Annotated in this window: 20 protein-coding genes; 19 read left to right on the top strand and 1 reads right to left on the bottom strand. The window is 60.6% G+C overall.

Annotation, left to right across the window (positions count from 1 at the left end):
* The first annotated feature begins 43 nt into the window (after positions 1-43).
* From EJ072_RS10575 to EJ072_RS10545, 8 genes are all read left to right on the top strand, one after another.
* Positions 44-1,021: an ABC transporter substrate-binding protein gene (locus EJ072_RS10575; protein ID WP_126079646.1), complete on the top strand. Its 978-nt coding sequence runs from the start codon at positions 44-46 to the stop codon at positions 1,019-1,021.
* A 142-nt stretch (positions 1,022-1,163) separates the two neighbouring features.
* Positions 1,164-2,132: an ABC transporter substrate-binding protein gene (locus EJ072_RS10570; protein ID WP_126079645.1), complete on the top strand. Its 969-nt coding sequence runs from the start codon at positions 1,164-1,166 to the stop codon at positions 2,130-2,132.
* A gap of 65 nt (positions 2,133-2,197) precedes the next feature.
* Positions 2,198-3,115: a nucleoside hydrolase gene (locus tag EJ072_RS10565; protein ID WP_126079644.1), complete on the top strand. Its 918-nt coding sequence runs from the start codon at positions 2,198-2,200 to the stop codon at positions 3,113-3,115.
* Positions 3,116-3,380: 265 nt separating this feature from the next.
* Positions 3,381-4,274, top strand: a complete 894-nt coding sequence (locus tag EJ072_RS10560; protein WP_126079643.1) for a ribokinase — start codon at positions 3,381-3,383, stop codon at positions 4,272-4,274.
* 157 nt (positions 4,275-4,431) lie between these two features.
* Positions 4,432-5,160, top strand: a complete 729-nt coding sequence (locus EJ072_RS10555; RefSeq protein ID WP_126079642.1) for a LuxR family transcriptional regulator — start codon at positions 4,432-4,434, stop codon at positions 5,158-5,160.
* A 93-nt stretch (positions 5,161-5,253) separates the two neighbouring features.
* On the top strand, positions 5,254-5,880 hold the full coding sequence (locus EJ072_RS10550) for an acyl-homoserine-lactone synthase (protein ID WP_126079641.1): 627 nt from the start codon (positions 5,254-5,256) through the stop codon (positions 5,878-5,880).
* Between the two features lie 39 nt (positions 5,881-5,919).
* Positions 5,920-6,171 carry a DUF6499 domain-containing protein gene (locus tag EJ072_RS36700; RefSeq protein WP_245467280.1) on the top strand — a complete coding sequence of 84 codons (252 nt, stop codon included), beginning with the start codon at positions 5,920-5,922 and terminating at the stop codon, positions 6,169-6,171.
* Complete coding sequence (locus tag EJ072_RS10545) at positions 6,128-6,730, top strand: DUF2285 domain-containing protein (RefSeq protein ID WP_245467279.1); 603 nt, start codon at positions 6,128-6,130, stop codon at positions 6,728-6,730. Before EJ072_RS36700 ends, EJ072_RS10545 begins: the two co-directional genes overlap by 44 nt.
* 17 nt (positions 6,731-6,747) lie before the next feature.
* On the opposite strand, the gene EJ072_RS10540 is transcribed toward EJ072_RS10545, so the two are convergent.
* Complete coding sequence (locus EJ072_RS10540; protein WP_126079639.1) at positions 6,748-6,999, bottom strand: DUF2285 domain-containing protein; 252 nt, start codon at positions 6,997-6,999, stop codon at positions 6,748-6,750.
* 124 nt (positions 7,000-7,123) lie between these two features.
* Here EJ072_RS10540 and EJ072_RS10535 point away from each other — a divergent pair, with 124 nt between their 5' ends.
* The 11 genes from EJ072_RS10535 to EJ072_RS10485 all read left to right on the top strand — a co-directional run bounded on the left by EJ072_RS10535 (position 7,124) and on the right by EJ072_RS10485 (position 17,598).
* The gene (locus EJ072_RS10535) at positions 7,124-7,330 is read left to right on the top strand and encodes a helix-turn-helix transcriptional regulator (RefSeq protein WP_126079638.1); all 207 of its coding nucleotides are present in this window, start codon (positions 7,124-7,126) and stop codon (positions 7,328-7,330) included.
* A 407-nt stretch (positions 7,331-7,737) separates the two neighbouring features.
* Complete coding sequence (locus EJ072_RS10530; protein ID WP_126079637.1) at positions 7,738-8,700, top strand: zincin-like metallopeptidase domain-containing protein; 963 nt, start codon at positions 7,738-7,740, stop codon at positions 8,698-8,700.
* A complete protein-coding gene (locus EJ072_RS10525; RefSeq protein ID WP_126079636.1) occupies positions 8,697-8,918 on the top strand; it encodes a hypothetical protein in 222 nt (73 codons plus the stop codon). Before EJ072_RS10530 ends, EJ072_RS10525 begins: the two co-directional genes overlap by 4 nt.
* A complete protein-coding gene (locus EJ072_RS10520) occupies positions 8,915-9,334 on the top strand; it encodes a DUF2958 domain-containing protein (RefSeq protein ID WP_126079635.1) in 420 nt (139 codons plus the stop codon). The genes EJ072_RS10525 and EJ072_RS10520 overlap by 4 nt, the downstream gene beginning before the upstream one ends.
* Positions 9,335-9,411: 77 nt before the next feature.
* Positions 9,412-11,142: a ParB/RepB/Spo0J family partition protein gene (locus EJ072_RS10515; protein ID WP_126079634.1), complete on the top strand. Its 1,731-nt coding sequence runs from the start codon at positions 9,412-9,414 to the stop codon at positions 11,140-11,142.
* A gap of 540 nt (positions 11,143-11,682) precedes the next feature.
* Positions 11,683-12,006 (top strand): DUF736 domain-containing protein, encoded by a 324-nt coding sequence (locus EJ072_RS10510; RefSeq protein ID WP_126079633.1) that lies wholly within the window; start codon positions 11,683-11,685, stop codon positions 12,004-12,006.
* Positions 12,007-12,187: 181 nt separating this feature from the next.
* Entirely contained in the window at positions 12,188-12,427 is a 240-nt protein-coding gene (locus tag EJ072_RS10505; protein ID WP_126079632.1) for a helix-turn-helix domain-containing protein, read from the top strand.
* On the top strand, positions 12,424-12,972 hold the full coding sequence (locus EJ072_RS10500) for a S26 family signal peptidase (protein WP_126079631.1): 549 nt from the start codon (positions 12,424-12,426) through the stop codon (positions 12,970-12,972). The genes EJ072_RS10505 and EJ072_RS10500 overlap by 4 nt, the downstream gene beginning before the upstream one ends.
* The gene (locus tag EJ072_RS10495) at positions 12,960-13,646 is read left to right on the top strand and encodes a lytic transglycosylase domain-containing protein (RefSeq protein WP_126079630.1); all 687 of its coding nucleotides are present in this window, start codon (positions 12,960-12,962) and stop codon (positions 13,644-13,646) included. Before EJ072_RS10500 ends, EJ072_RS10495 begins: the two co-directional genes overlap by 13 nt.
* A 187-nt stretch (positions 13,647-13,833) precedes the next feature.
* A complete protein-coding gene (rlxS, locus tag EJ072_RS10490) occupies positions 13,834-15,801 on the top strand; it encodes a relaxase/mobilization nuclease RlxS (RefSeq protein WP_126079629.1) in 1,968 nt (655 codons plus the stop codon).
* A gap of 207 nt (positions 15,802-16,008) precedes the next feature.
* Positions 16,009-17,598, top strand: coding sequence for a DUF6119 family protein (locus EJ072_RS10485; RefSeq protein WP_189343289.1), 1,590 nt, complete (start codon positions 16,009-16,011; stop codon positions 17,596-17,598).
* Positions 17,599-17,881: the final 283 nt, after the last annotated feature.

Raw genomic sequence — 17,881 nt, 5'->3', positions numbered from 1 at the left:
ATTTAAAACTAGCACCAGTAACTCTAACAGAAGGGGAATAATAATGAGGTCGACACTCTTTAAGGCCGTTGCGATGGCAACGGTGGTATTTGCGGCCCAGCTATTGCCAGCCGCGGCTGAAGACCTGACGCCGGTGCGCTTCGTTTTCAACTGGTCCAGCGCCGACCATGCCATTACGCCGGTCGCGGTCGGCATCGAAAAGGGTTTCTACAAGGACGAGGGCCTGAAGGTCGACGTGATCCTGCCGCCCGACTCTCAAACCACCGCGCGGCTTCTGTCCGTCGGGCAAGCCGACATTGGATTTGAAGCAACCACCGACGTGGTCTTCGGGGCTGAGCAAGGGCTTCCCATAGTCTCGGTAGGTGTTTACGCGCAACACAACAATTGGGGCCTGTTCGGCCGCCCTGGCGAGCCGGTAAAGCTCGAGGAGCTCAAGGGCAAGTCAATCGGGATCTTCACCGACTCCTGGACGAAGGCCATGATGCCTTTCGTCTACAAGGCAGGTGGGATTACCGAAAATGACGTCAAACTGATCATTGCCCAGGACAGCGACACACCGCTGCTCCTAGCCGGAAAGATCGATATCGCAACTAATACGTCGAACTATCTCGTGCCCACCGTCCAGACCCAACTGCGGAAGGATCCGACCGCCCTGGTCGGCAAGGAAGCAGGCGTGCCCGACATCCCGATCTGGGCCTACACGGCCAGCACCGAATATCTGTCCAAGCATGGCGACAGCGCGAAGAAATGGATGAAGGCCACTGTCAAGGCGACCCAATGGGCCGCCGAACACCCGGACGAAGCGGCGCAGATCGTGACCAAGGCCTATCCGGACAGCGGGACGCTGGAATACAACACGCTTGGCTGGAAGGCGCTCGTCCCGATCCTGAGTGGCCCCGACGGCTACCTAGTCCAGAATGATCAGCACTGGCTGCCCCTGGCGCAGGCACTCAAGGATACGGGTCAACTGAAAGAAGTCCTTCCCGCGGACAAGTACTATACGAACGAACTCCTCAAATAGGCAGAGCCACGGTGCGGGAACAACGTTGGACGGCTGACCCTGTCCAACTCCGCTCCCGCCACTCCGATCAATGAATTGAACAACCACTATTCGATGCCGGCGCAGCCGGTGAGCGACCCGCCGCGAGCCAGGAGGAAAGATAATGGGTGTATTCAAAAGAATTGCCGTAGGGCTGCTGCTTGCGGGCCAAATCAGTGTCGCTCACGGAGCCGATCTCCAGACGGTGCGATTTGCCTGGGCTTGGCCGTCCCCGGATTTCACGATGATTCCCATCGTCGTTGCCAACGCCAAGGGCTTCTATCAGGCCGAGGGCGTGAAGACGGAAATCATCATGCCGCCGGACTCGCAGACAACCGGTCGCCTCCTGGCTGCCGGGCAAGCCGATATCGGCTTTGAGGCCACGACCGACGTGGTCTTTGGCGCCGACCAAGGCGTGCCCATCGTATCGGTTGGCGTATTCGCACAGCATAACAATTGGGGGCTATTCGGTCGCCCTGGCGAGCCCGTGTCGCTTGGCAATTTGAAGGGCAAATCGATCGGTGTGTTCGCCGATTCCTGGACGAAGGCGATGATGCCCTTCGTCTACAAGGCAGCGGGGATCACCGAAAATGACGTGCAGCTCATCACCGCGCAAGACAGCGACACACCGCTGCTTCTGGCTGGCAAGATCGATATCGCCACGAACGCATCCAACTTCATCGTTCCCACGATTAAGCTGCAGCTCAACAAGGAACCGACCAGCCTCATCGGCCCCGAATGCGGCGTCCCGGACGTGCCGCTGAGCGCCTACACCGCAAGTAAGGATTTCGTCGACCAGCACGCTGATCTCGGTAGGCGGTGGATGCGCGCGACCATGAAGGCGACCGAATGGGCCATGGAACATCTCGACGAGGCGGCAGACCTCTTTTCCCAGGCCTATCCCAATTCGGATTCCCGCGAATTCAACAAACTAGGCTGGGCGGCGACCATCCCACTGCTGTCAGGCCCCTCGGGCCTGATGGTCCAAACCGATCGCCACTGGCTTCCAATCGCCCAGGCGCTGAAGGACACCGGCCAGCTCAAGTCCATCCAGTCGGCGGACAAGTACTACACCAATGCGTTCCTGAACTAATCCTCCCTGACCAACCCCTCACACATGGCGCCGGGAGGCCTCTGGCCATCCGGCGAGGAGACAACATGCCCAAACATCGTATCGTTATTGACTGTGACCCCGGCGTCGACGACGCGGTGGCGATCCTGCTCGCATTCGCTTCGCCGGAGATCGAGGTCCTCGGCATAACGACGGTCGCCGGCAATGTTCCGTTGGAATACACCACGCGAAACGCCTTGCGGATCTGCGAACTCGCCGGACGGACTGACGTCCCAGTCTTTGCCGGCTGCCGGCACGCCATGTTCCCGACCCCTCCGCGCACATCTTCGGTCCATGGAGACGACGGCTTAGGCGATGTCGGTATTCTGGAGCCGTCGCGTCAAAAGCACCCTCTACACGCTGTCGACTTCATCGTAGAGACGATCTTGAAGAACCCGGGCGAGATCACGTTGTGCGCGATCGGGCCGCTAACGAACGTTGCGCTCGCCCTGGTCAAGGAGCCGGCGATTGCCTCGAAGCTCAAGCAGATCGTGTTCATGGGTGGGGCGGCTTTCTGCCCAGGAAACACTACGCCAGCGGCCGAATTCAACATCTGGTTCGATCCGCACGCCGGGCAGATCATTCTCAATTCGGGCGCACGTTTGGTGATGTTCGGTCTCGACGTCACCAATAAGGTCATCGTCACTTCGGATCGGGTCGGCGTCCTGCAGAACGGAGGATCCGAGATTGCGCGCCAGGCGGCGTCCATGATGGTCAACTATGGCGGCAAAGATCCCGCTCTCCATGATCCGTGCGTCACCGCTTTTCTGCTCGACCCTTCACTCTTCGATGGAGTTCACGCAAAGGTGGAGATCGATTACGCGTCGTCGCTCAATCGCGGCCGCACGGTCGCTGCAATTTCGGAGCGTCATCGGGAGAACGCACCCGCGAACTGCTACGTTGTTACAACCGCAGACGACGTGAAGTTATTCGACCTCCTGAACCAACGCCTACTCTCCCTATAGAGGTCATCGCGACGGAAACGGAGGCAACAAGATGATTGCTGTTGTGGGGCCAATCAATCTGGATTTCGTCGTCTGCCCAGTTCGGCAGCCGGTTTCCCACCGTCTGTTCCCGCCGCTTAAGAACCGCCTGGCTAGCTCAAGTGAGCGCTGGCCAGGAGGCGGCCCTGAAGAGATGCCCACCGTCCCTCCCACGGTCGGGTGTCTCTCAGGGTTGCGAATGGCTGTGACGCATGGCCCCAACCGTTCATGACAGAAGGACCCAGTGATGATCATCGTTCTTGGATCGATAAACGCAGACCAGATCGGTGTCGTCGACCGTCTTCCGATGCCTGGTGAGACCGTCCTGGGTAGCTCATTTCGTACGGAGCCTGGCGGCAAAGGAGCTAACCAAGCGCTGGCCGCGCGGCGAGCGGGGAGCGAGGTCGCGCTTTTTGCCGCAGTCGGTAACGACCCCTTTGCCGAAATAGCACTGACGTTGTTGCGCCGTGACCGGGTTGACTTGGCGGGAGTACGAATGGCACGCGTGAATACCGGCATTGCCATGATCGTGGTGGACGCTGCGGGAGAGAACCAGATTGCGGTACTCTCTGGCGCCAACGCAACAGTAGGGGAGCGCGAGATTCGACAAGCACTCGATAAATGTTCGGACGAGGACTTATTGTTGCTTCAACTGGAGATTCCGGTCGACGCGGCCCGACACGCGCTTGAACTAGCCAAGGAGAGGAGTCTTCGCTCAATCCTCAATGTTGCGCCGTACGTCCCGGAAACTGGGTCATTGGCAAAGTTGGCCTCCATAGTTGTGGCCAATCAGAGCGAGTTCGAACTGTTACTTGGCCTTAAGCCCGTGAATCTGGACGACGAGGTTCTGAAACTCGCCGCACAGAACGGTCAAGTCGTCGTGGTTACCCTCGGCAATATGGGTGCCGTTGTTAGCGCCGGCGACAAAGTCGTTCGTGTTTCCGCGCCCAGTGTCCAAGTGGTCGACACAGTCGGAGCCGGCGACACCTTCTGTGGGTACCTCGCGGCAGGTATTTGCGAGGGAGAGTCGCTCGATTTGGCGGTCCGGCGAGCGGTTGTAGCGGCGAGCATTGCTTGCACTTCTGCGGGAGCCCAGCCCGCTATCCCGCAGGCCGCTGAGGTCGAGTGTATGATGCGGTAGCGAAAGGTCATCTTGATGGCGTGTCCACCTGTGACACGCTTCTCAAGGAATAGCGCGGTTATTCTTGGCGACACGATAAAGATTTGAATGGCTTGACATTGGAGGCTTCACTGCCTGGGGCGAGGTTATCCTCAGCCTTCCGCAATGTAGATCAGGTATGCATGACGTTTTCCGCAGATTTGTTGAACAAATAACGGACAGCGCTGACGCAGTTGATCTCCGTAATGCCTTGGCCGATACGGCCTTGTCGCTCGATCTGCCATCATTTGCGTACCTCTCGCCGTCGTCCCGGCTGGATCGAGCGACAAATCTGCTGTCCACCTATCCACAGCCTTGGACATCTCACTACCTTCACAGGCGTTATGAAGAGGTGGATCCGGTGATCCATCAGGCGAGTAGTAGCCGGGAAACTTTCAGCTGGGGTGCAGACGACAGTGATACAGGATTGTCAGGGGTACAACGACAGTTGATGGACGAAGCCGCGCATTTCGGCATCCGTTGCGGCTTTACTGTTCCGGTCCATGATCATCGAGGTCTTTTTGCTGCGCTGACCTTCGCCTCCGATGAAAGGCAGCCATTGTTCTTCCGTGTGATCGAGCGATACGAACAGGCCCTCCAACTCATCGCTATCTTCTTCCACATTCAGGCGCGTCGCAGGCTGACGGCTGACCGGCTTGTGGACGGAGTTGCTTTGTCCAGGCGGCAAATTCAGTGCTTGCAATGGGCTGCTCGCGGCAAGTCGGATTGGGAGATCGGCCGCATTCTGGGAATTAGTCAACGCACCGCCGCCTTTCATCTCGACAATGCCAAGAAGAAGCTGGGCGTGCGAACCAAAACCCAGGCCGCGATCCGGTTCGCAGTATCGAGACCGACAGATCTGACCTGACGGCCTCATCAAGCTGTATGCATGCACAGGTTGTGGCGACAAGGACCTTCGCCTCCAATCGCGATCGATATTTATCGCGAGGAGAAGGTCACTATGATGCAGTTAATCACCCCTGATTGTTACGCGGATTTCGACGACGAGCTCAAGGAAATGCATCGCTTGCGTCATCGCGTTTTCAGGGATCGCCTGAATTGGGATGTGTCCGTCAGCGGTGGCTACGAAGTCGATCCCTTCGATGCGCTGGGACCCTGCTATCTGCTGCTGAGAGCATCGACCGGGCGCATAGACGGCTGTGTGCGCCTGCTGCCAACCACTGGTTCGACAATGTTGCGTGACAGCTTCTCCATTCTGCTTGGAGACAACCCAGCGCCGGAAGATCCTCACATCTGGGAAAGCAGCCGTTTCGCACTCGATATTCCGCCGTCCGCGCCGAAACAGGCCGGTATTGCGCTCGGTACCTACGAGCTGTTCGCCGGCATGATCGAGTTCGGTCTGTCGCGCGATCTGGGGAGCATCGTCACTGTGACGGACTTGCGCATCGAGCGGATCCTGCGTCGCGCCGGCTGGCCGCTCGAGCGTATCTCCGATCCGCAGACGATCGGCAATACGCGCGCCGTCGCAGGTCATCTCGACGTCTCGGCCGGGAGCCTGGATGCCATCTACCGCAATGGCGGGATCAAAGGTCCCGTTTTGTGGGCGCCCGTCAGAAAGATTGCCTGACTTCAGGATGCGATCCCGCTTTCACTTGGATGTGGTGCCATGAGTGAGACGAAATCTGGTCCAGCCTGGCCGGACTGGCAGGACGACCGTGCCTATGCCTATTCCCTGCACCTCACCAGCCGCGGCTGGGCCTGGGAGCTTCTGAGGCGCAATCCGGGTTTTCAGAATGATCTTCGCGCTGTCTTGCAGCGCGTTGATCTCTCGCGATCGGGGATTGTGGACATCATCAGGATCCCGGCAAGCGAAAGTGATCTCTCCGCTTGGGGGATTCTCTTTTGCAAGCTCGATTGAGAGTTCTGCGAACGTCTTTTGGTCTCCTCGTGAATGTCCGCATGTTCTTGCGGCTTCCGCGGAACCTGCATCGAGATTGCGCGACAATGACGCGTTTGATCTCTCCCGTGTCGCCAGTCAAATCTCCATCTTGGTGAGTGCGGACGAATGGCAGAACGTCCTTTTCACAGAGGGTTTCAGGAACCTTCAACTGGCAGTCGTCGGGCAAAACGTCCTCGAGCCAGCACGTCTAACCGCGAACGTGCTTTGGCCACCAGCGGAAGTGAAGCAACGTCTGGAGGGTCTTGAGTGTCTAAATGCCCTCCGATCGACGGGACGGCTTCCACCAAGGTTCTTTCCGGCCGAGCCACGTGGTGCGCGGCTGCGGTTGGTTTTACGTGCGCTTGACGGCTTTATCGCCGGCGCGTCGCATCGCGAGATCGGCATTGCCCTGTTAGGGAAGGCACGTGTCGAACGGGATTGGGCGGATCCCGGGGACCACCTTCGTGACATTGTGCGCCGTGCGATCAAACGCGGGCGCGCGCTCATGAACGGTGGGTACAGGAGGTTTCTCCTGTAGCTGTCGTCTTCCACGACTTAGCCCGGGAAAAGTTCCTTGTACCCGCTGCTGATCAGCCAGTGTGTCCGGTTCAGATGGCTTCTCACTGCCTTGCGGGCACGAGCTGGCTCTTGCCCGGGGTCGATCCCAAGTATGGCCTGGGCCATCTCTTCCTCGCTGGCGTTGTCGGCGCACGCCTCGATGAGCCTCAGGTAGATCGCGAAATGCTCTTCGTCGTACGCGGTGAGGGTGTCCGCCCAAGGAACTTTGTCCAGGATTTTTGCTTTCATTTTTCTATCGGCTCAGTTCCGAGCGTTCGACGTTCCACAGGGGACGCCATGACGAGAGGCCACTATAACGAATAGGAACGATCATTCCTAGAACGATAGTTCCCGTTCTGGTCCCTATCCAGCCATGGATCTCAAGGAGGTCATGGCGGTCAAAATGCGTCGCGTGCGCCATGATCAAGGGCTGACGCAAGAAGAGCTGGCGGCTCGTGCAGAGCTGAGCATGCGCTATGTGGGCTCGATTGAGCGTGGTCGGGTTTCAGCGAGTGTGACGGTCCTAGGCCGACTTGCGAAAGCCCTGAACGTTGATCCTTGCGAACTAATCAAGCCATAGCAACCTGATTGAACTCACTTGTTACCGGTCGAGAGCAGGCGCCTGCGCGCCTAGGCGCGCATCGGGTGCTCGTGAACCGAGCCCGCTTTTCTTCGACAGGCTCAGGCGGTCTCGGCCATCCGGCTTCGCCCCCTGGCGCATGCAGCCCTGGCGGGCTGTGACGGTCGCCGCCCTCTTGGGCGGCGCTGTCTTTTTGGGTTGGCCCTCCTGGCGGCGCGGGGTGGGCGGCTCTCCCTTCTAGGCCCGCCGCGGTGGTCCGCAACCCTGCGCTTCACTCCGGGTCCTCCACTTCGTTTCGGTCCTGCGGATGCCGACCACCTCTGACGGCGGGCCTTTCCCGGTCGTTTTCGCCGCCCACCCCGCTTCCGGGGAGGGCGCAGCAAAGATTGGCGAACGGAGATTTAGTCATGCGCAAGACCGGCAAACGCGGTGCCCGTGGAGACGTTGGCGGCAAGAAGGGCGAGCCGCTTAGGGCCAGCCTTTATTCCGAGATCACCGACCGGATCATCGCCGATCTGGAGCGGGGTTCGGTGCCTTGGGTCAAGCCTTGGGGGAGGGCGAAGGCCAGTCTTGGGCTGCCCCGCAACGCTGCCACCGGGCGCGGCTATTCCGGCATCAACATTCTGATCCTGTGGGGCGCGGTGATCGAGCGCTCTTACCCCTGCCAGAGCTGGCTCACCTTCCGGCAGGCGCTTTCGCTTGGCGGCAACGTCAGGAAAGGCGAGCACGGGACGACCATCGTTCACGCCGACCGCTTCATCCCGAAGGACGAGAAGGAGCGCGCGAAGCAAGAAGACGCTGAGCCGCAGGCGGTCCCCTTCCTCAAGCGCTTCACCGTCTTCAATGTCGCGCAGTGTGAAGGCTTGCCGGAGCACCTCTACGGTCAGCCTGAGCCGCTGCCGGAATGTGAGATCATCCCGCAAGCCGAAGCGCTGATGCACGCAAGCGGCGCGGATATCCGCATCGGTGGGGATCGCGCCTTCTACATGCCCGCAGCAGATTTCGTGCAGCTGCCGCCGCAGCCGGCATTTTTCGAGACGATCAATTACTACCGCACGGCCCTGCATGAACTGGGCCACTGGACCGGGCATTCGAGCCGGCTTGCCCGCGACTTCTCCGGCTCGTTCGGCACAAAAACCTATGCCCGCGAGGAACTGGTGGCCGAGCTTACGGCCGCCTTTACCTGCTCGAGCCTCGGCATCGAGCCGACCGTGCGCCATGCCGACTATGTCGCCTCTTGGCTCGAGGTGCTGCGCGAGGACAACCGCGCCATTTTCCGCGCCGCCAGCCTTGCCTCGAAAGCCGCCGATTTCCTGTTTGCCTTTCAGGCCGACGCGGCAAGCGAGGCGCATACGGAAATCGCGGCGTGAGCGCGCGCGATGCCGTCCCGCCGCAAAGTGAGCCGACGCCGCAAGGTGAGCAGATGCTCGTTCCCGGCGTCCGCCCGGTCACCACGCGCGACCGGCTGGGGCTCCTGATCGACGCGCCGATGCGTCCGCGCGCGGCGCAAAAGCCGCTCGATGTCGGCCTCTTCGATGAGGCCGCGCGCAACCAACTCGACCGTTTCCAACGAGGAGTTTTGCCATGATCCTGATCACGGAAGACCTGCGCGCCCGCCTCCTCGCCAACGCCGCAACCGAGGTAGAGGCCGACCATGTCCCGGTCCTGAAACTGTTCAATCCGGTCGGCGCGGCGACGTGGCTTCTGAGCCAACTCGACGCCGATGGCGACACGCTATTTGGCCTTTGCGATCTCGGTTTCGGCTTTCCGGAACTCGGCAGCGTCAGCCTTGCCGAGCTTCAAAGTGTAAAGGGACCGCTCGGCCTCGGCGTCGAGCGCGACCTCTTCTTCAAGGCGTCGTTTCCGCTCTCGGTCTACGCTGAGGTCGCGCGCCTTGCCGGCCATATCACCCAGGAAGAGCAGCCTTTGCGGCAAGCCGCCTCCCGCCTCGAAATCCCCACATCCGAGCTTCCGCCCGACGCGGCGGAACGACCGCGCCGCTAGGCGCAAAACCAGCCCGCCGCTCGGCCTTCGGCCTCGCGGGAAAGGGCAATTCCAACCAGTACAGAAGGAGAAAGACCATGCAGCTTGCCCATGTTTCCATCGACAGCTTGAGCGTTGCCGCGATCAACATGCGCCATTCCAGGCGCGCGCCCGACATTGCCGACATCCTGCCGTCCGTGCGGGCGCGCGGCGTGCTGGTGCCGCTTCTGGTGCGGCCCAACGGATCGCCGGATAGCTTCGAAATCGTCGCCGGACGGCGACGCTATTTCGCCGCGAAAACGGTCGCCGACGAACGCGGCAAGGCCGAACCGCTGCCATGCGCCATCATGGAGGACGGCGACGATGCCGACGCGCTCGAAGCCTCGCTGATCGAGAACATCGCCCGCCTCGATCCCGACGAGGTTTCGCAATGGGAGACCTTTACGCGGCTGATCAAGGAAGGTCGCGCAATTGCCGATATCACCGTCACCTTCGGCCTGACCGAGCAACTGGTGAAGCGCATTCTGGCGCTCGGCGATCTTCTGCCAAAAATACGCGAAGCCTATCGCCGCGAAGAGATCGACACCGAGACGGTGCGCCATCTGACCATGGCTTCGAAGGCGCAGCAGAAGGACTGGCTGGCGTTGTTTTGCGATCCCGACCAACATGCTCCGCGCGGCTGGCAGCTAAAACAATGGCTGTTCGGCGGCCAGTCGATTTCCACCAAGGTGGCGCTGTTCGCCATCGAGGACTATCCCGGCCTGATCGTCTCCGACCTGTTCGGCGAGGAAAGTTATTTCGCCGATGCCGATCTGTTCTGGCAGAAGCAGAACGAGGCAATTGCCGCCAAGCGTGAGGCCTATCTTGAGGCCGGTTGGCCCGAAGTCGTAGTGCTGGAGCCCGGCCAGTACTACCATTCATGGGACTACGAAAAGACGCCGAAGAAGAAGGGCGGCAAGGTCGTCACCACCGTCTCGCAGCGCGGCGAGGTCGAGTTTCATGAAGGTTATTTGTCGCGTAAGGAAGCCCGCCGCGCGCGCTCGAATGGCGAGGCTGATGAGGAGGCAGAACGGGCCGCAAAGCCGTCGCGGCCCGAATTAAGTGGCCCGATGCAGAACTATGTCGATCTGCATCGCCACGCCGCCGTGCGCGTCAGTCTGCTCGATCATGCCGGCGCAGCACTACGCCTGATGGTGGCGCATTCGATTGTCGGCTCGAGCCTGTGGCAGGTTCGTCCCGATCCGCAGCGAGCGGCCAACGAGACGGTGGCCGCGAACCTTGCCGGAAGCCGCGCTGAAATCGCGTTTGCCGACAAACGACGTGAGGTTTTGGCGCTGCTCGGATCGATCGATGAGGACGGTCCGGTCGCCGGCGGCAACGGCGACGACTTCGCTCTGGCGAGCGTCTTTGCCCGTCTGCTGGCGCTTTCGGACGATGACGTTCTGCGTATTCTGGCGCTCGTGATGGCCGAAACGCTTGCCGTCGGCAGCGCCATCATCGAGGCGCTCGGCAATCATTTTGGTATCAACATGCGCGACCATTGGCAACCGGACGACGCCTTCTTCGAGCTGCTGCGGGACAAGGAGGTTGCCAATCAAATGCTCGCCGATGTCGGCGGCGCACATGTCGCCGACGGCAATTCGTCGGAGAAGGTGAAGACGCAAAAGAAGATCATCCGCGACTTCCTTGCGGGCGAGAACGGCAGGGAGAAAGTCGAAACCTGGCTGCCGCGCTGGATGAAATTCCCGGTCGAAACCTACACGAACCGCGGCGGCTTCCGCACCGCCGATCAGTGGTCGAAGGTCCGGTCGCTGTTCGTGTCTGAATGATCGTTTCTGCAAGGCGGGTGGCGAGGTTTCGGGCGTCGCCGCTCGTCCGCCTGCCGGGCTGAATCGAGAGCTCGGCAAGTGCCTGCGGTGTCGCTGCGCCGCTCCAAGTCTCGCCCCGGCGCATCACTCTTGATCTTGCAGCGAGACCTTGGTTGCTGGTTGGATTCGGCGCTGGTTGCCTGGGCACGATTGCTTTGGCACGGTGCCGGGGCTGTCCGTGGTCTCATCGTTGCCTTGGCCTCTGCCTGGCTCCGTGACCGCGTCTCCAGTCCGTCTCCGTTGCTTGTCGCCAGGGACCATTCCCCTGCGGCTGGCTTGTTGACCTATGGGCGGATCCGGCCCGCCCGAAACCCTCGGCCGACAGCTTTTTTCCCCGCCGCCTTTGGCGGCTCCTCGCGCCCGCTTCGCTCCAAAAAAGCCGTTCGCTCGGGTCCTCCGCTGCCGCTTCGGCCTTGTCAGGTTCGGGCGGGCCGGACGCGCCCATCACGGTCCGCCATCGCAGGGGAATGGTCCCCGGCGAGCACCAAAAGGAGACTTCAAATGACCGCGATCGGATACGTCACCAAGCAGGAAAACGGCGGCTACAAGGGCCAGCTCAAGACGCTGAGCGTCCGCGCCGACATCGCCATCGTCCCCAATCAAGCCAAGAGCGCCGACAGCCATCCCGACTTCCGGGTACTGACGCAAGGGGTGGAAGTCGGCGCCGGCTGGGTCCGGACAGGCGAGGCCTCGGGCAAAGATTACGTCAGCCTGTCGATCGCCGCACCCGAGTTCGGACCGCGCAAGCTCTACGCCAATCTGGGCCGCGCCGCCGGACAGGACGATGACGACACCTACGCCATCATCTGGAACCCGGCCGACTGATCGGCAAGGCAAAAAGCCCTCGCGCCACCGGCGCGGGGGCTCTCGGCTGGACCGCGTTCCAGCCCGAACAGAGCCCGCCCAAGGGGCGGCGAAAACTCCTGCCCGACTCTTCGCCCGTCCCGCAAACGCTCTCGCTCGCCGATCCTTGGCTTTGCCTTCCATCGGCGAAACGAGGATCATCATGGACGACGAAAACGAACGCGCTGCTCGCGCCAAAAAGGGCAGTCCGTTCCTCAACACGGCGCAGGCTGCTTTCTATATCGGCCTTTCCCAACGGACGTTGGAAAAGATGCGGATCAAGGGCCACGGCCCAAAGTTCCGCAAGCACGGCCGCTTCGTCCGCTACCACATAGACGAGCTCGACGAGTGGTCGAAAGGCCGCCAGAACGAGACCGTTTCAGATGAGGGAGGCCGCTCATGAGCCGGCGGGCCTCCATCCATCTTATTGGCAACGGGTTGCGCCGAATTCGGGCACGCAAGGTGATCGTCAGCACTGCGATTGGCCTAGCGCTAATCGGCCTTTCCGTCTTCGCCAAACCTTCGCCTTGGCTCGTTTGGAACGCCTCGGCAAGTGCGCCGGTTGGCCTCTATCGCGTCCTCGCTGGAGACCCAGCGCGTGGCGATTTGGTGCTTGCCCGCCCCCCGGACTTCATCGCCGATCTTGCTGCTCAGCGCGGGTATCTGCCCCGCAATGTGCCGCTGGTGAAGCGCGTTGCAGCGCTGCCGCGCGAGCATGTCTGCGCCTTCAATGAGGCGATCATCATCGGCGGCAGGATCGTCGCTCGGCGGCTGGCGACCGACACGCAAGGCCTTACGCTGCCGTGGTGGAACGACTGCCGCGCGCTCTCGGGCAACGAGGTCTTCCTGCTTAATGGCGCGGCGACTCGTTCTTTCGACAGTCGATATTTCGGGCCGGTTCCGACCAAAAAAATCATCGGGAGGCTCGAGCCGCTATGGACCGAGTGACCCTGCTGATGCTTGGCATGATCGCTGTCACGCCATGCGCCTGTTCCGCCTCGACCGGCGCTGAGCCGGTCGCTATCTCCCTAAGTCCGCAGCTTGGAAAATGGCAGCAGTTCGTAGAGGAAGCAAGCCAACGTTTCCGTGTTCCCGAAAGCTGGATATATGCCGTCATGGACGCGGAGAGCAGCGGCAGAACCGTGCTCGATGGGCGACCGATTACCTCGCGCGCCGGCGCCATGGGCCTCATGCAAGTGATGCCCAAAACCTATCGTGACATGCGCGTCGAGCATGGTCTGGGCGCCGATCCCTACAATCCGCGCGACAATATCCTGGCGGGAACCGCCTACCTTCGCGCCATGTATGACCGCTTCGGATTCCCTGGCCTCTTCGCTGCCTACAACGCCGGACCGGAGCGATACGACGACCATTTGCAGCGCGGACGACCGCTGCCGTCCGAGACCGTCGATTATCTCAGAAAGCTCACTGCGGCCGGTGTTTCGGCCGCGGAGATGGACGAATTCAAGGCGAAATTCCGTCGTGAGAAAGCGTCGAAAATCTCCTCCGGGCGCGAGTTGTTTTTCCTGAAGAATGGCGTTTCCGCGAGCGGTTCGACCGGCGGAATTCTGGTGCCGCTTGGACCGGAGCAAGCAGGATCAGAGCGGCCGGTCAGCAAGTGAGAGCGGGCGTGCCATGCGGTTGCTGCGGGGCAGAACGAGGGATTCGCGGAAGGCAAGATAAAGGCACCGCCTCCATGAGGCGGTCAAGTCTTTGTCTGCACATCGTTTTCACAGGAGGCTGCCAGCGGCACCAGGAGGCTGGGGCGCACAAGTAACTGATTTTGCTGCGGCTATTTGGGAGGCTGGCGTGAAAGACGACGAATTCAGGCCGAAGCTTGGCAAAATCGGGGCGCGGGGCTCGAAGGCAGGCAAGCGGTTCGCCAATCAACTTCGTGCCTCGATCAACCGAGCCGGTGGCAGGTCGCGGCGCGGCGGTCGCTTTACTGGCAGCCGCGTTGGGCGCGGCGGGGCTGCGGCCGCCCTGCTGAAATCACGTGATCGCCATGCCGCCTTCCGCCAGCGACGGGTTGTGGTGAAGGCGCGGCTGGTAAAGCTGGCCGGCAAGGGTTCGGACGGAGCGCGTGCCCACCTGCGCTACCTCCAGCGTGACGGCGTCACCCGGCAAGGCGAGCCCGGCGAGCTCTACGGCCCTGAAAGCGATCGGGTCGATGGTAAGGACTTCATCGACCGGGCGGATGGCGACCGGCATCAGTTTCGCTTCATCGTCGCGGCCGAGGACGGCATTGAGTACGAAGACCTCAAGCCGTTGACTCGTCGCCTCATGGCGCAGATGCAAGAGGATCTCGGCACCAAGCTCGATTGGGTTGCTGTCGACCATTTCAACACCGGCCATCCTCATGCGCATATCATCGTCCGCGGCAAGGACGACCGCGGCGAGAATCTTGTCATCGTGCGCGACTATATCTCCTCTGGTTTGCGAGAGCGCGCGTCCGAGTTGGTGAGTCTCGATCTGGGTCCGCGCACGAATCGAGAGATCGAGCAGCGCCTGCGCCAGGAAATGGAGCAAGGACGCTTCACCAGCATTGACCGGCAGTTGCTTCGAATGCGCGACGGCGATGGATTTGTTACGCCGGACGGACGGGATGCTTTTCGACAGACGCTGCATCAAGGCCGGCTGCGCAAGCTCGAGCGCATGGGGCTTGCAGCGGAGATCGGCCCCGGTCGCTGGCGCCTGGACGACGAGTTCGAAGCAACGCTGCGTCGGTTGGGCGAGCGCGGCGATATCATCAGGACTATGCATCGCGAACTGGCCAGCAAGGGGCTCGCCCGCAGTGCAGCCGATTGTGTTGTACACGATGCTGGGGACAATACCGAGCCCGTCGTCGGCCGGGTCGTCGCGCGTGGGCTGTCGGACGAGATGAACGACCGACATTACCTCATCGTCGATGCTTTGGACGGCAAAAGCCATTACATCGACATCGGCAGAGGTGGGGCCACGGAACCTACGGCAGACGGCAGCATTGTGCGGGTCACGCCGCGGAGCACGCAGCTCAAGCAAGTCGATCACACAATCGCCGACATCGCGGCAGCGAATGGCGGGCGCTACAATGTCGATATTCATCTGAGGCTCGATCCTTCCGCCACCGAACGCTTTGCTGAGACGCATGTGCGGCGGCTGGAAGCGATCCGGCGAGCCACCGGCGGCTTGGAGCGCCAGCCGGACGGAACCTGGATCATCGCGCCGGATCATCTCGATCGGGTCGCCGACTATGAGCGCAAGCGGGTGAGGGCCGAGCCTTTCGTCGTTGAGAGGCTCTCTTCTATACCGCTGGACAAGCAGGTCGGCTTCGACGGCGCCACCTGGCTGGACCGGGAGTTGGTTTCCAATGAACCGGCGGCCTTACGCGACTCCGGCTTTGGCCGCGAGGTGCGGGAGGCACAAATCCAACGGCGGCAGTGGCTCATAGCTCAAGGACTCGCGCACGAGGAGCGGGACCGGATCGTCTATCGCGCCAACATGATTTCAATCTTGCGCCAGCGCGAGCTGAACCGCGTCGCCGGTCAGCTTTCAAGCGAGCTCGGGCTCACCTATTTCGAAGCAAAGCCTGGAGATCGCCTGGAAGGCAAGGTGGTCCGATCGATCGGACTCGCCAGCGGCAAGTATGCCGTGATCGAGAAGTCGCGCGAGTTCACTCTCGTGCCGTGGCGGCCAGTGCTTGACCGACATGTCGGGAAGGAGGGCTCCGGGATCATGAGCGGGGAGGGGATTTCCTGGACCATCGGCCGGCAAAGGAGCGCGCCTAGCCTCTCTTGAGGCGGTCGTCTGTTTCGCGCCGAATATCTGTCACTAGGGCCAGATCGTAAGCTTCGGGAAAGCAGTCGCTCGTGCGATGCGTCTATTAGCTTCAGCCTTGGGGCGCCCCGAAAGCCAGTGCTAAGTATACTGACTCCCACATTTTGTGCGTGAAGCAGTCGGCAACAACAGCTATCATAGTCAGCGTTACTTCTGGGGGAGTATGTTGTGACCAAAAGATCATACACGTTCCGGCTGCTGAAAGCACATGTTGCCGATCCAGCCGACGCGCTCAAAGGACAACATCGGCTGATTGAAAAGCCCCTTACTGATAATCCCGAAAACAAGCGTCTGTTCGCAGGTCAGGCATACAACTCTCCGCCCGGCTGGATATCTTTTTTCGCTCCCGCCGACCGGGCACAGTTCAACGGGCTCTACGGTGGGCAAGCGGCTGCGATCCTGTTTGTCGGTATTGTTCTCGCTGTCGAGGACGCCGACCCACAGCGCAGGTGGCTTGCCGTATGCTTCGGGATGGGCTTTCAGGAACTTCGCCCGGAAGCGCTGGAGAGCCAGTTCGGATTGAAGGTGGCGCTGAACCGGCTTGGCCGCGAGCGGATCAAGAGTATCGACACGCGTAGGCCCGAAGATTCAACCATTCAGACCCGCTCACAGAACAGCCGGATCGGCGAGATCTTCGATTTCGGCGTCGATACATCAAGCATCATTCTTCAGGCAATTACCGGCAAATCGGGAGATGAGGCGTTCGGGGGTACACTGACAGGAAGCGACGGGCTCAAGCTAAGCTGCGAGGTCGATTACGACGGAATCGACGATAAAGGTCTGACGATCATCAACTCATTCAATGATACGTCATACCAGGAACTGTTTCCTTGGTACGGCAAGATCACGCCCATCCGGGATCGTTCGCGCGTGGACCAACTCAATCAGAGCCTAGTCACCCGGTTACAGAATGGGCAGCTCGACCGCATCCATCTCGCACCACCGGAAATCATCGACTATCAGAATGTCGACCGGTTCAAATTCTCGGGCAGCTCACGGGCGGACGCGTTCGACGATCTTCGTCTGCCCGATTATCTGGCTCTCTTCGATCAGGAGCATGCCGTCACGCTTGCACATCTGAAATCGGACAAGGTTCGTGTCGCGAGCGACGACGGGCCGTTCCATGACCGATGGTCCGTGTTCAAATGTCTATGTGCAGAGGTCCAGTTCAACGACCAGCTCCACATCCTCGCATCGGACGAATGGTATGTCGTCAAGGACGATTTCATCGCCACCGTCAACGCAGCGATGGCGGAAATTCCGCTAGCTGCCCTCAAGCTCCCTTTCTACACCGTTGGCGAAAAGGAGGGCGACTACAACGCCCGCGCGGTCAATGCCCAAGCCGGGATGTATCTTTACGACAAAAGCCTCGTGAACTTCGAAGGAGAGCGTGGCCGGGTCGAGTTTTGTGACATTTTGACCGGTGGCCGGCAGCTCGTACATGTGAAGCGCCGTAGCAAGTCACAAACGCTGAGTCATCTGTTCCTGCAAGGACAGGTATCCGCCGAAGCATTTCTCGACCATCCACCGCTTAGAGCACAAATTCGGGAGGCAATGCCAGAGATCGTCGCCCTAATCCCGGCGGACAGGCCCAATCCGGCCGACTATGAAATCGTCTACGCGCTCTTACATGAGGGAAATCCGACGCTCCCCTTCTTCAGCAAAGTCGCATTGATGAGCATCTCGAAACAGCTTCGGCGAATGAACTACGGTGTAAGTCTTCTGTGGGTTGGACTCGCTCCAGTCAATCCGGTTTGAACTCTAGCAGTGCACCCGCTGTATATGCGGCACCCGTGACGCCGACTAGCCTATATGGTCACCACCGAACCCGTTGGGTGCCTACCAAATTGCCATTCAGCAGGGTCGAAGAGGAAGTAGTTCGCTATTGAGGTTCGGAATGGGATGGCTGCTTCTTGGCATTGTTCTGCCAATAGCGGACAGCCAGCTTGCGGCCCGTCCGAGACTCGTTGTCCACGACCGTGTTGCAAAATCGTGACTGTGCACAAAACCTGCACGCAAACCCGGATACTCTTTGCGGCCA

It is taken from the genome of Mesorhizobium sp. M2A.F.Ca.ET.046.03.2.1 (assembly GCF_003952425.1).
GTDB lineage: Bacteria > Pseudomonadota > Alphaproteobacteria > Rhizobiales > Rhizobiaceae > Mesorhizobium.
Note: the sequence above shows the minus strand (reverse complement) of the source record. Positions and strands in the feature narration are given on the sequence as shown.

Bases quoted from the DNA above. Each gene is read 5' to 3' on its own strand.
- EJ072_RS10500 (WP_126079631.1), top strand. From the start codon at position 12,424: ATGAGCCGGCGGGCCTCCATCCATCTTATTGGCAACGGGTTGCGCCGA.
- EJ072_RS10565 (WP_126079644.1), top strand. From the start codon at position 2,198: ATGCCCAAACATCGTATCGTTATTGACTGTGACCCCGGCGTCGACGAC.
- EJ072_RS10560 (WP_126079643.1), top strand. From the start codon at position 3,381: ATGATCATCGTTCTTGGATCGATAAACGCAGACCAGATCGGTGTCGTC.
- EJ072_RS10495 (WP_126079630.1), top strand. From the start codon at position 12,960: ATGGACCGAGTGACCCTGCTGATGCTTGGCATGATCGCTGTCACGCCA.
- EJ072_RS10540 (WP_126079639.1), bottom strand. From the start codon at position 6,999: ATGAAAGCAAAAATCCTGGACAAAGTTCCTTGGGCGGACACCCTCACC.
- EJ072_RS10520 (WP_126079635.1), top strand. From the start codon at position 8,915: ATGATCCTGATCACGGAAGACCTGCGCGCCCGCCTCCTCGCCAACGCC.
- EJ072_RS10570 (WP_126079645.1), top strand. From the start codon at position 1,164: ATGGGTGTATTCAAAAGAATTGCCGTAGGGCTGCTGCTTGCGGGCCAA.
- EJ072_RS10505 (WP_126079632.1), top strand. From the start codon at position 12,188: ATGGACGACGAAAACGAACGCGCTGCTCGCGCCAAAAAGGGCAGTCCG.
- EJ072_RS10550 (WP_126079641.1), top strand. From the start codon at position 5,254: ATGATGCAGTTAATCACCCCTGATTGTTACGCGGATTTCGACGACGAG.
- EJ072_RS10555 (WP_126079642.1), top strand. From the start codon at position 4,432: ATGCATGACGTTTTCCGCAGATTTGTTGAACAAATAACGGACAGCGCT.
- EJ072_RS10510 (WP_126079633.1), top strand. From the start codon at position 11,683: ATGACCGCGATCGGATACGTCACCAAGCAGGAAAACGGCGGCTACAAG.
- EJ072_RS10515 (WP_126079634.1), top strand. From the start codon at position 9,412: ATGCAGCTTGCCCATGTTTCCATCGACAGCTTGAGCGTTGCCGCGATC.
- EJ072_RS36700 (WP_245467280.1), top strand. From the start codon at position 5,920: ATGAGTGAGACGAAATCTGGTCCAGCCTGGCCGGACTGGCAGGACGAC.
- EJ072_RS10575 (WP_126079646.1), top strand. From the start codon at position 44: ATGAGGTCGACACTCTTTAAGGCCGTTGCGATGGCAACGGTGGTATTT.
- EJ072_RS10535 (WP_126079638.1), top strand. From the start codon at position 7,124: ATGGATCTCAAGGAGGTCATGGCGGTCAAAATGCGTCGCGTGCGCCAT.
- EJ072_RS10530 (WP_126079637.1), top strand. From the start codon at position 7,738: ATGCGCAAGACCGGCAAACGCGGTGCCCGTGGAGACGTTGGCGGCAAG.